Origin of the sequence: Amycolatopsis sp. NPDC089917 (assembly GCF_040684635.1) — a bacterium.
Classification (GTDB): domain Bacteria; phylum Actinomycetota; class Actinomycetes; order Mycobacteriales; family Pseudonocardiaceae; genus Amycolatopsis.
Window position 1 is genome coordinate 1 of sequence record NZ_JBFBGL010000006.1, and the last position, 12,326, is coordinate 12,326.

Genomic DNA, 12,326 nt, shown 5'->3' on the forward strand with positions numbered 1-12,326 from the left:
CCGGCGATGATCAGCTTCGGCTTGTGCTCCTTGGCGAGGCGCTCGATCTCCTCGATGTCGACGATCCCGGTCTCTTTGTCGACGCGGGTTAGAACCCGAAACGCCACTCACGACCACCTCGACCCGACGCTCACCCGGCACGTGAACCTGCCCCAAGACCAGTCCTCAGTAGACAGGAGTTCCATGCCCACCGCGTCCGAAGTCATCGAAACGATCAACGCCCGCGCGAAGGAGGCCGGTGTCCGTGTCCGGCTGCACGCGGCGGAAATCGACGGTACCCGCCGGATCGGGATCGACGAGACCACACCCGTCGTCACGGCGTCGGTCTTCAAGGTCCCGGTCGCGCTGGAGCTGGCGAGGCAGGGCGCCGACGGCGAGCTCGACCTCAGCGAACCGGTCACCGTCCCACCGGGACATCCCACGCCGAGCCCGTACGGCCTGGCGACCTTCCGGCACGAGATCACGATGTCCTGGTACGACCTCGCGATCCTGATGATCGGGATCAGCGACAACGTCGCCACCGACCTGATCCTCGCCCGCGTCGGCAAGGAGCAGACGGCGAAAACGCTGCGGCGGCTCGGTTTCGAGCACACCACCGTCCCGCAGGACTGCGGAGAGGTGCTCGACAGCATCGGCGAGGACCTCGGGATCTCCTACGAGGACGACGAAAAGGCGCTGACGGAGCTCCCGATGGAGCGGATCGCCGCGTTGCGCGCGCTGCGACCGGAGCACACCTGCGCCACGACCGCCGAGGAGATCACCCGGCTGCTCGGGCTGATCTGGCGTGACGAGGCCGCGTCGTCGACGGCGTGCGCGGACATCCGGCGCTGGCTGGGACTCCAGGTGTGGCCGCACCGGCTGCGGTCGGGATTCCCGGACGACGGGATACGCGTCGGCGGCAAGACCGGGACGCTGCCGTCGGTGCGCAACGAGGTCGGCGTGGTCGAGTACCCGGATGGCGGCCGTTACGCGGTGGGGATTTTCACCGACGCCGTCGACGGGCGGTCGCGGGTGCCGGAGCGGGACGCGTTTATCGGCTTCGCCGCGGCACAGGCCGTCGAATGGCTCAGGCTTCCCGAGGCCGGGGGCGAATGATTCGTCCGCCCGGATGAATTTTCCGGCCGCTCTCGTCGTTCCGCACGAACCGGTGACGCCCGTCACCGTCCTAGCATTCCGGGAACTGCCGGTCCACTCTCTTCACGGACAAGGATGCCCATGTCGAAACTTTCCGAAATCGATACCTGGCTCGCGGAGAACCTTTCCTCGCTCCTGGCGAAGCATCAGGTGCCCGGCGCGGCCGTCGCGGTCTTCGCGAACGGCGAGGTGATCGACCACGCGGCCGGCGTCCTGAACAGGAACACCGGCGTGGAGTCCACAGTGGACTCCGTCTTCCAGATCGGGTCGATCACCAAGGTGTGGACGACGACCCTGGCGATGCAGCTCGTCGACGAAGGCTGGCTGGACCTCGACAAGCCCGTCCGCGACTACCTTCCCGAGTTCGCCCTCTCCGACGACGCCGCCGCGGGGCGCATCACCGTACGGCAGCTGACCTGTCACACCTCCGGCTTCGAGGGCGACATCTTCACCGACACCGGGCAGGGCGACGACTGCGTCGCGAAGCTCGTGGCCACGCTCGCCGACGTGCCCCAGCTGTTCGAGCCGGGCGAGATGTTCTCCTACAACAACGCCGGGTACTGCGTGCTCGGCAGGATCGTCGAGGTCCTGCGCGGCAAGTCCTACGACGAATGCCTGCGCGATCACCTCTTCGCGCCGCTCGGGCTGACCCACGCCGCGACCGGACCGTACGACGCGATCCGCTACCGCGCCGCGATCGGCCACCTCCAGGCCAAGCCGGACGACGAGCCGGAACCGGCTCCGGCCTGGGCGCTCACCCGGTCGAACGTCCCCGCCGGTTCGCATCTCGCGATGCGCCCGCGCGACCTGCTCACCTTCGTGCGCATGCACCTCGACGAGGGCCGCGCCGACGACGGCACGCAGGTCCTCCGGCCCGAAACCGCCCGTGCGATGTGGGAACGTCAGGTCGAGCTGCCCTACCTCGGCCTGATGGGCGGGGCGTGGGGCCTCGGCTGGATGATCTTCGACTGGACGGGTGGCCCGGTGATCGGCCACGACGGCGGCACCATCGGCCAGTCGGCGTTCCTGCGGGTGGTGCCGGGCAGCAACGTCGCGGTGGCGCTGCTGACCAACGGCGGCAAGCCGCTGCACCTCTACCTGGACGTCTTCCGGAAGGTACTGGGCGACCTGGCGGGAGTCGAGGTCCCTTCGCTGCCCGAGCCGAACGCCGCCGAGGCGCCCGCCGACCCGTCGCGTTACGTGGGCACGTACTCGTCGCAGGTCGCGGACATCGTGGTCAGCCAGGACGAGGACGGCGGCCTGTGGCTGGAACGCACGATGAAGGGTATGTTCGCCGACCTCGGCTCGGCGCCGGAGAAGAGCAGGCTGCTGGGCTACAAGGGCGACACGCTGGTCGCCGAGCACGGTGGGCTCGGCCTGCACATGCCGCACGCGTTCGTCGGCGACGACGGCAGCGGCCGCGCGTTGTACGTCCACACCGGACGCGCCGACCGGCGGGTGAGCCGGTGACGGCGATCGCCGAACGGATCGAGGCGGTCTTCGCGAACGCGGGGGCGCGCGGGTTCGTGCACGCGCGCGAGGTCGGCGTCACCGGCGGCCCCGAAGTCGGCGTCGGCGCGGACGACCCGGTCGTGCTGGCGTCGGTGTTCAAGATCCCGGTGGCGGTCGCGTTCGCCCGTGAGGTGGCCGCCGGACGGCTCGACGACACCGAGCGGACCCGTGTCACCTCGCGCTACCGGATCGGCGGGATCGGCACCGCCGGCTGCGCGGACGACGTCGAGATGAGCTGGCGCGACCTGGCGCATTTCATGCTGACGATGAGCGACAACGCCGCGACCGACGTCGTCTACCACCGGATCGGGCAGGACGCCGTCGACAAGGTCCTCGCCGACCTCGGGTTGGCCAGGACGCGGCTGATCGGCTGCTGCGAAGACCTCTTCGCGTCCGTGATCGCCGATCTCGGCGCGAAGCCGGACGACGATCTGGAAGCCGTCTTCGCCGCGGCCACCGAGGAACAGTTGTGGAAGCTCGCGGTGCTCGACCCCGAACGCACGACGGCGTCGACACCGCGGGAGATCACCGAACTGCTGGACGCGATCTGGACCGACCGCGCGGGCGACCCGGCCGCCTGCGAACGCGTGCGGACGATCATGGCCCAGCAGATCTGGCCCCACCGGATCTCGTCCGGTTTCCCGGCTGGGGTGGCGATCGCGGCGAAGACCGGGACGCTTCCCGCCGTCCGTAACGAAGCGGGAGTGGTGACCTTTGTGGACGGTCGCCGCTACGCCGTCGCGGTGTTCACCCGCGCCGACTCCCTGGCCGATCGCCTGCCCGCGGTCGATTCCGCCATCGGCGAGGCCGCCCGGCTCGCCGTCGAACACCTCCGTGCGCAGACCGTCACCCAGTAGGAGAACCGCATGAAGAAAGCCCGGCTCACCGCCGCGATCGCGAGCGTGGTGGCCTTGACCGTGAGCGCGTGCGGGGGGACGTCGCAATCCGGGCAGGACCGGACCGCGAATCAGAAACTGACCGAAGGCAAGACCTTCACCATGGCGATCGGGACCGACCCCGGTTCGCTGGACCCGGCGATGACGGTGCTCTCGACCGCCCTCGAGATCGGCCGCTATCTCTACGACAGCCTGATCAACCTCGACGAGACCGGGAAACCGATCCCGGGGCTCGCCGAGAAGTTCGAGGCGACCACGACCACGGCGTCGTTCACCCTGCGGAACGGGGTCACCTGCGACGACGGCACCCCGCTGACCGCGAGCGCCGTCGCCGCGAACATCAACTTCGTCGGCGATCCCGCCAACAAGTCGCCGATGTCCGGGCTCACCGTCACGCCGGGAACCAAGGCGACCGCCGACGACGCGGCCCGGACGATCACCCTCACCAGCGGGGCGCCCGACGCGTTCCTGCTGCGCAACCTCGGCGGTATGCCGATCGTATGCGGCAAGGGCGTGACCGACCGGCAGGCGCTGGCCAAGGGGAAGTACGGCACCGGCATGTTCACCATGACCGAGACCGTGCCGAACGACCACTACACCCTCACACGGCGGAAGGATTACGCGTGGGGGCCGGGGGATTGGAAGAGCGAGCAGCCGGGCCTGCCGGAGAAGGTGACCTTCCGGGTCATCCAGAACATGACGACCACGTCGAACCTGCTGTTGTCGGGTGAGCTCAACGCCGCCCGGATCACCGGGCAGGACCAGCAGCGCCTCCGGGCGCAGAAGCTGTTCCACGGCGAGCAGGTCGTGCCGATGGGCGAGATGTTCTTCAACCAGGCGCCCGGCCGGGCCGGTGCCGATCAGGCCGTCCGCCGCGCGCTGGTGCAGGCCCTTGATCTGGCCCAGATCGGCAAGGTGCTCACCAGTGGCACCGGGGCGCCCAGCCAGGGGATGGTCACCATCGAACCCAGGGCGTGCGCCGGTGACGCGGTGGCAGGCAAGCTGCCCGCGTTCGACGTCGCCGCGGCCAAGGCGGCCTTCGACGCGGCAGGCTGGAAGGCGGGTGCGGACGGCGTCCGGGTCAAGGACGGCAAACGGCTCGCGCTCACCGCGATCTACGGCTCCCAGCTCGGGCCGACGATGGCGTCCGCCGCCGAACTGATGCAGCAGTCGTGGAAGTCCGCCGGCGCGGACATCACGCTCAAGGCCCTCGACAGCCCGGGCACCAGTCAGGTGCTCTTCAACACCGGCGAGTGGGACATCTCGCTCGCGCCGGTGACCCTGCTGCTGCCGAGCCAGGTCACGTCGTTCGTGTCCGGGCCGAAACCGCCCGCCGGGACGAACTTCGCGCACATCGAGAACGAGAAGTACACGTCGGAGGCCGCGAAGGCGGCGCAAATGCCGGGTGACTCCGGTTGCGCGACCTGGCTCGCCGCGGAATCGGCGCTCATCGAGCGGCTGGACGTCGTGCCGTACGTCAACTCGGTGATCCCGATCTTCGGCAGCAACGCGCGGTTCAAGGTCAACTTCGGCACCATCGAACCGTCGAGCGTCCGGATGTACAGCTGATGGCGGTCGCGCTCGCCCCGGCGGGACTGCGCGGCAGCCCCTGGCTCTCGTTCGCGGTGCGCCGCCTCGGCCGGTTCGCGGTTTCGCTGTGGGTGCTGGTCACCATGGCGTTCCTGATGATCCAGCTGATCCCCGGCGACCCGGTCCGGGCGGCGCTCGGGCTGACCGCGCCGGTGGAACTGGTGAACGCGCGGCGGGCGGCGCTCGGTCTCGACGATCCGTTGTGGTCGCAGTACGTCCACTACCTCGGCGGGCTGCTCACCGGTGACTTCGGGACGTCGATGACGAGCGGGCAGCCGGTCTCCGAGGTGATCGGGGACCGGCTGCCCGCCACCCTCCAGCTGGCGTTGCCCGCCTTCGCGGTGGTCATCGCGGTGGCGATCCCGCTGGGGCTGCTGTTCGCCGTGCTGACCCGGGGCGGACGGCGCCGGGGTGGCGAACTGGCCTTCACCTCGACGACCGTGCTGCTCGCGGCCATCCCGGAGTTCCTGCTCGCCGTGGCGCTGGTCGCGTTCTTCGCGGTGCAGCTCGGCTGGTTCCCGGTCGCCGGGAACGCGGACGCGAGTTCGTTCGTGCTCCCGGTGATCGCGCTGGCGCTCGGCCCGGCCTCGGTGCTGTCCCGCATCGTCCGGGTGGAGACGCTTTCCGTGCTGGGCAACGACTTCATCCGCACCGCGCGGGCGAAACGGCTGCCCGCGCGGCTGGTCTACCTGCGGCACGCGCTCCCGAACGCGCTGACCGCGACGCTGACCATGGGCGGACTGATGCTGACCGGCATGGTCGCCGGGACGGTGCTGGTGGAGAACGTGTTCGCCTGGCCCGGTCTCGGCTCCACCATCGCGCAGTCGATCCTGCAGAAGGACTATCCGCTGGTGCAGGCGATCGTGCTCGTCTACGGCATCGGCGTGCTGCTGGTGAACCTGACGGTGGACGTGCTGCTGGCCGTCCTCGATCCGCGTTCGACGATCCGGGAGAATTGAGATGGCGAATCGGCGCGGAGCGAAATGGCTCGCGGCCCTGCGCACCCCGGTCGGCGCGTTCTCGGCGGGCTTGCTGGTCCTGGTGCTCCTTCTGGCGGTGCTGGCCCCGATCCTGTGGCACGACAAAGCTTTCGAGATCGATACCGAAGCCATCGCGCAAGCACCGTCGGCGGCGCATTGGCTGGGCACCGACGACCTCGGCCGCGACATCCTGTTCCGTGTCCTCGTGGCGACCCGGCTTTCGGTGCTGCTGGCCGTGTTCGCGACGGTGATCGGGGTGGCGACCGGACTCGTCCTCGGCACCTTGCCGTCGCTGTTGCCTCGGCCCGCCGCCCGCCTGCTCACCTCGGCGGTGAACATCGCGGTCGCGTTCCCCGGACTGCTGCTGGTGCTGTTCTTCTCGGTCATCTTCGGGGTCGGTACGCACGGCGCCGTGCTGGCGGTCGGTTTCGCGCTGGCGCCGGCGTTCGCGCGCCTGGCCCAGACGTTGTCGGCTTCCTTCGCGGGCCAGGACTTCGTGTCCGCCGCGCGGATCTCCGGGGTCGGCCGCGTCCGGCTGCTGGTCCGGCACATCCTGCCCAACATCGGTGAACCGCTGGTGGTGAACGCGACCATCGGCGCGGGCGCCTCACTGCTGGCGTTCGCCGGGCTTTCGTTCCTCGGCATCGGTGTCCAGGCGCCGGAGTACGACTGGGGACGGCTGCTCGGTGAGGGGCTCAACGGGATCTACGTCAATCCGGCGGCGGCGCTCGCGCCGGGTGTCGCGGTGGTGCTGGCTGGGCTCGCCTTCAACCTGGCGGGGGAGACCGTGGCGGGCGTGATCGGTGTCCGCACCGGGCTGCGCAAGCTCGCGCCGCGGCCGGTCGTTCCCGCCAGGGTGCCCGTCGCCGAAAACCGGGACGACGACGTGCTGGTGGTCGAGAACCTCCAGGTGGCGTTCCCGCGTCCGGCGGGCTGGACCGTCCCGGTGCGCGGGGTGAGCTTCACCGTCCGCGCGGGCGAGGTGATCGGCGTCGTCGGCGAGTCGGGTTCGGGGAAGAGCCTGACCGGGCTGGCGGTGTCACGGCTGGTCGAAGCACCGGCCGTGGTCACCGCGGACAGGCTCGATTTCGCCGGGAAGCCGTTGCTGACGACTCCGGAACGGGAGTTGCGCGGCCTGCTCGGCACGTCGCTGGCGATGGTGTTCCAGGACCCGATGACGTCGTTCAACCCGACCAAGCGGATCGGCCGTCAGCTGGCCGAGGTCGCCGAACAGCACCAGGGTCTGCCGCGGGCCGAGGCGTTCGACCGGGCCGTGGACCGGTTGCGCGCGGTGCGGATCCCGGCGGCGGAACGGCGGGCGAAGCAGTACCCGCACGAGTTCTCCGGCGGGATGCGGCAGCGCGCGATGATCGGCATGGGGCTGATGGGCGATCCGCGGCTGATCATCGCCGACGAACCGACCACGGCGCTCGACGTCACCGTGCAGCGGCAGCTGCTGCGCCTGTTGGCCCAGACCAGGTCGGAGCGGAACACGGCGATCATCCTGATCAGCCACGACATCGCGGTCGTTGCGCAGACCTGCGAACGGATGCTGGTCATGTACGCGGGCAGGGTGGTGGAGGACCTGCCGTCGGCGGGGACGCCGAGGCATCCCTACACGAAGGCGTTGCTGGCCGCGACGCTCGACCTGGAGACCGATCGCGACGCGCCGCTCGCGGTGATCCCGGGCCGCCCGCCGGAACCGGATCGCGTGCCCACCGGCTGCGCCTTCGCCGACCGGTGTCCCGCGGTGACCGACCGGTGCCGTCTCGAAGACCCGGTGCTGGAACGCGTGGAATCCGGGCACCGCGTCGCGTGCTGGGAGGCTTCTTCTTTGCCCATCAAGGAAACCGTGACCGCCGGAGGTGCGGAGTGAGTGATCTCGTCTTCGACACGGTGAGCGTGCGGTACGGCGGACGACGCGGTCTCACCGCCGTCGACCGGGTCGGGCTGACCGTCCCTTCCGGACAGGTCGTCGGTCTCGTCGGCGAATCGGGCTCGGGAAAATCGACGCTCGCGCGTGCGGCGGTCGGACTTTCCCCGGTCAGCGCCGGGCGGGTCCTGCTCGGCGGCTTGGACGTCCGGAAGCTGCCCCGGCGCCCGCCGTTGCAGATGGTGTTCCAGGATCCGTATTCCTCTTTGGACCCCCGGATGAGCATCGGGGAGTCGATCACCGAAGCGATCCCGCGTGGCGCCCTTTCCGGCCGCCGCGCGCGCCGGGACGAGGTCGCGCGGCTGCTGGAACTGGTCAACCTCGACCCGGAGCGAGCCGGGCACCTGCCGGGGCAGCTGTCCGGCGGCCAGCGGCAACGGGTGGCGCTCGCCCGCGCGCTGGCCGGGCGGCCCGAGGTGCTGATCGCGGACGAGATCACCTCTGCGCTCGACGTCTCGGTGCAGGGCGCGGTGCTCAACCTCGTCCGGTCCGTGCAACGGCGGCTGGGCCTGTCGATGCTGTTCATCTCGCACAACCTCGCGGTCATCCGCTACCTCAGCGACATCGTCGCCGTGATGTACCTCGGCCGGATCGTCGAGGTCGGCCCGGCCGAGCAGGTGCTCACGGATCCCCGGCATCCCTACACCCGCGACCTGCTCGCCGCGGCGCCTTCCGCGCACACGTCCTTGTTCGACACCGGCGCGGACGAGGCGACCGCCGACGCCGAACCCGCCGACCCGCACCATCCGCCCGCCGGATGCCGGTACCACACACGGTGTCCGGTCGGCCCGCTCGTGCGCGCCGACCGCGGACTCTGCCTGCAGGCGGATCCCACCGAGGGCTCGGCACACCGACGTCACTCGGCGGCCTGCCATTTCAGCGAAAACGAGAGCCACCAGCTCGCGATCCCCAGAGGAGCAAGCGCACCATGACCCGACGTCTCGGTCTCGACGACCTGTACGGAATCGCCGTCCCCAGCCAGCCTTCGCTGTCGCCGGACGGCGAACGGATCGTCTACGTCCTGCGCACTGCGGACCGCGACGAGGACCGGAACACGCACACGCTCTGGGAGGTCGGCGCCACCAACGGTGAAGCCCGGCAGTTGACGCGCGGAACCGCCGACCTGGCGCCGAGCTGGGCGCCGGACGGCACGCGGATCGCGTTCCTCCGCGCCAAGGACGGCCCGCCGCAGGTGTGGTTCCTGCCGTCGTCGGGCGGGGAGGCCGAACAGATCACCGAACTGCCGCTCGGGGCGGGCGCGCCGGTGTGGAGCCCGGACGGCGGCAAGATCGCGTTCTCGGCCGCGATCGACCTGGCGGGCGGCGAATCCGCGCCGAACGCGCCGGTGGTGGCGGACCGGCTGGACTTCAAGGCCGACGGCGCCGGACTGATCAAGACCATCCGCAAGCACTTGCACGTCCTCGACGTCGCGACGAAGGAAGTCCGGCAGGTCACCTTCGGCGACTGGCACGCCAGCGATCCGGCGTGGTCGCCCGATGGCACGCACCTGGCCTTCTCCGCCGGACGGGACGCCGACGCGGACCTGACCTTCCGTTCCGGCGCTTACGTCCTCGACGTCACCACGAAGACTTCCGAGCCGCGGCTGGTCGGCTCGGGTGAGGGGATGGCGGGCCCGGCCTGCTGGACCGCCGATGGCGCGGCGCTGCTGGTGGTCGGCCGGGCGGACACCCGCGTCGGCCACTTCGGACTGCTGAGCGTCCAGATCGACGGCGGTGCCACCGTCGATCTGGCGGCTTCGCTGGACCGCAACGTCATGGCCGGCGGCGGGGGATACCCGGGCGCCCTTCCGAAGCTGACCGCGGACGGCGGTTCCGTGCTGTTCGGTCTCCGCGATCGTGGCTGTACCCACCTGTACCGAGTGGACATCGACGGCGGGAATCCGCGTGCCGTCCTGGCGGGCGCCGGCAACGTGGTGTCCGGAATGGACACCACGGGGGCCAGGGCGGTGGTCGCCCTGGCCACGGACACCTCGTTCGGGGAGATCGCGGTCGTCGATCCCGAGACAGGCGACGTCGACGTGCGTACGTGGCATGGCGCCGCTGTCGCCGAGATCGAGCTCTTTCCTCGTGAGGAAAGGGAATTCACGATCGGCGACGGCACCGTCGTCCACGGCTGGCTGCTGCGGGATCCGGCCCGGTCCGGCGCCGCGCCGCTGCTGCTCGACATCCACGGCGGCCCGCACAACGCCTGGAACGGCGCTGCCGACTGGGTCCATCTCTATCACCAGGCGCTCGTCGCGCGAGGCTGGGCGGTGCTGCTGCTCAACCCGCGAGGCAGCGACGGCTACGGCGAGGACTTCTACACGGGCGCCGTGGGCGCTTGGGGCACCGCCGATTCGCCCGACTTCCTCGAACCGCTGGACCAGCTGGTCGCCGAAGGGATCGCCGACGCGGACCGTCTCGCCGTGTCCGGTTACAGCTATGGCGGGTACATGACCTGCTACCTGACCAGCCGCGACAACCGGTTCGCCGCCGCCGTCACCGGTGGCGTCGTCAGCGATCTGACCAGCATGGGCGGCACTTCCGACCTCGGGTACTACCTGGCCGTCGCCGAACTCGGCGGCACGTCGTGGGACGAGGCCAACGAGCGCTTCACGCCGTTCGCCCAGGTCGACCAGGTGCGGACGCCGACGCTGGTCATCCAGGGCGCGGACGACGACCGGTGCCCGGTCGGCCAGGCCGAGCAGTGGTTCGGTGCCCTGCGTGCGCGCGGCGTCCCGTCCCGGATGGTGCTGTACCCGGGCGCGTCGCATCTGTTCATCCTCGACGGCCCGCCCTCGCAGCGGCTCGACTACAACCGGCGGATCCTCGACTGGGTCGAGCAGTACGCCGTGCCGGCGGGCGAGGCGTCGCGGGTGCCGATCGAAGCGGCGCACTGGCAGCGGCGTCTGGCCGAACTCGCGCGCAAGCACGGCGTCCCCGGCGCCGCGCTGGGCATCACGCGGGTCGGCGATGACGTGGAAGACGCTGAGGTGCACGCCTCCTACGGCGTGCTCAACACGGCGACCGGGGTCGAGGTCACCGAGGATTCGGTGTTCCAGATCGGGTCGATCTCCAAGGTGTGGACCTCGACCGTGGTGATGCAGCTGGTCGACGAAGGGCTGCTCGACCTGGACGCGCCGATCGCCGACGTCGTCCCGGAACTGCGGCTGGCCGATCCGGACGTCGCCAAGCAGGTGACCATGCGGCATCTGCTGACGCACACCAGCGGGATCGACGGTGACGTCTTCACCGACACCGGCCGTGGTGACGACACGCTGGAGCGCTACGTCGAGATCCTCGACCAGGCCGCGCAGAATCACCCGCTCGGCGAGACTTTCTCCTACTGCAACTCGGGTTTCGTGCTCATGGGCAGGGTGATCGAGAAGCTCACCGGGCAGACCTGGGACGCCGCGATGCGGGAGAAGCTGTTCGCCCCGCTCGGGCTCACCCACACCGTGACCCTGCCCGAGGAAGCGCTGATGTTCCGCGCAGCCGTCGGGCACGTCCCCGACGCGGACAAGGAGCCTCGGCCCGCGCCGATCTGGGGGTTGCCCCGGAACATGGGCCCGGCGGGCCTGATCACCGCCACGACCAAGGACGTCCTCGGGTTCGCCCGGCTGCACCTGACCGGCGGGCTCACCCCGGCCGGTGAACGGATCCTGACGACGGCGTCCGCGACCGCGATGGCGTCGAAACAGGCCGACCTCCCCGACAAGCACTCGCTCGGCGATTCCTGGGGGCTCGGCTGGATCCGCGACGACTGGAGCGGGCAGCGGGTCATCGGCCACGACGGCAACACGATCGGGCAGTCGGCGTTCCTGCGGCTGCTGCCCGCTCAAGGGCTCGCCGTCACGCTGCTCACCAACGGCGGCAACACGCGCGACCTGTTCCAGGAGCTGTACCGGGAGATCTTCGCGGAACTCGCCGACGTGGCGATGCCGAAGCCGCTGGAACCGCCCACGACCCCGGTCACCGTCGACGGTTCGAGGCATGTCGGCGTCTACGAACGGGCAGGGGTGGAGATGGAGGTCCTGGCCGAAGGGGACGGACTCCGGCTCCGTCAGACCGTCACGGGCCCGCTCGCCGAGCTGATGCCGGAGAAGACGCTGGAATTCGACCTGATCCCGGTGACCGACTCGCTCTACGTCTACCGTGAGCCGGGTGCCCAGACCTGGATGCCGGTCACGTTCTACACGTTGTCGACGGGGGAGCCGTACCTGCACTACGGCGTGCGCGCGACGCCGAAGGTCTCTTAAAGTCCTTGGCCCGCCCGGACGTT

The 12,326-nt window shown here is 70.1% G+C and carries 8 protein-coding genes; all 8 read left to right on the forward strand.

Translation table 11 applies throughout. The features are described 5' to 3' along the window. The first annotated feature begins 183 nt into the window (after positions 1-183). A complete protein-coding gene (locus AB0N89_RS06625) occupies positions 184-1,095 on the forward strand; it encodes a serine hydrolase (RefSeq protein WP_364200889.1) in 912 nt (303 codons plus the stop codon). Positions 1,096-1,215: 120 nt separating this feature from the next. Continuing rightward, positions 1,216-2,604, forward strand: a complete 1,389-nt coding sequence (locus tag AB0N89_RS06630; protein ID WP_364200891.1) for a serine hydrolase domain-containing protein — start codon at positions 1,216-1,218, stop codon at positions 2,602-2,604. Beyond that, on the forward strand, positions 2,601-3,503 hold the full coding sequence (locus AB0N89_RS06635) for a serine hydrolase (protein ID WP_364200893.1): 903 nt from the start codon (positions 2,601-2,603) through the stop codon (positions 3,501-3,503). The genes AB0N89_RS06630 and AB0N89_RS06635 overlap by 4 nt, the downstream gene beginning before the upstream one ends. A 9-nt stretch (positions 3,504-3,512) precedes the next feature. Then, entirely contained in the window at positions 3,513-5,111 is a 1,599-nt protein-coding gene (locus tag AB0N89_RS06640; RefSeq protein ID WP_364200895.1) for an ABC transporter substrate-binding protein, read from the forward strand. Continuing rightward, a complete protein-coding gene (locus tag AB0N89_RS06645; RefSeq protein ID WP_364200897.1) occupies positions 5,111-6,091 on the forward strand; it encodes an ABC transporter permease in 981 nt (326 codons plus the stop codon). Before AB0N89_RS06640 ends, AB0N89_RS06645 begins: the two co-directional genes overlap by 1 nt. 1 nt (position 6,092) lies before the next feature. Next, positions 6,093-7,988 (forward strand): dipeptide/oligopeptide/nickel ABC transporter permease/ATP-binding protein, encoded by a 1,896-nt coding sequence (locus AB0N89_RS06650; protein WP_364200899.1) that lies wholly within the window; start codon positions 6,093-6,095, stop codon positions 7,986-7,988. Then, positions 7,985-8,977 carry an ABC transporter ATP-binding protein gene (locus AB0N89_RS06655; protein ID WP_364200901.1) on the forward strand — a complete coding sequence of 331 codons (993 nt, stop codon included), beginning with the start codon at positions 7,985-7,987 and terminating at the stop codon, positions 8,975-8,977. The genes AB0N89_RS06650 and AB0N89_RS06655 overlap by 4 nt, the downstream gene beginning before the upstream one ends. After that, positions 8,974-12,303: a serine hydrolase gene (locus AB0N89_RS06660; RefSeq protein WP_364200902.1), complete on the forward strand. Its 3,330-nt coding sequence runs from the start codon at positions 8,974-8,976 to the stop codon at positions 12,301-12,303. The genes AB0N89_RS06655 and AB0N89_RS06660 overlap by 4 nt, the downstream gene beginning before the upstream one ends. The last annotated feature ends 23 nt before the right edge of the window (positions 12,304-12,326 follow it).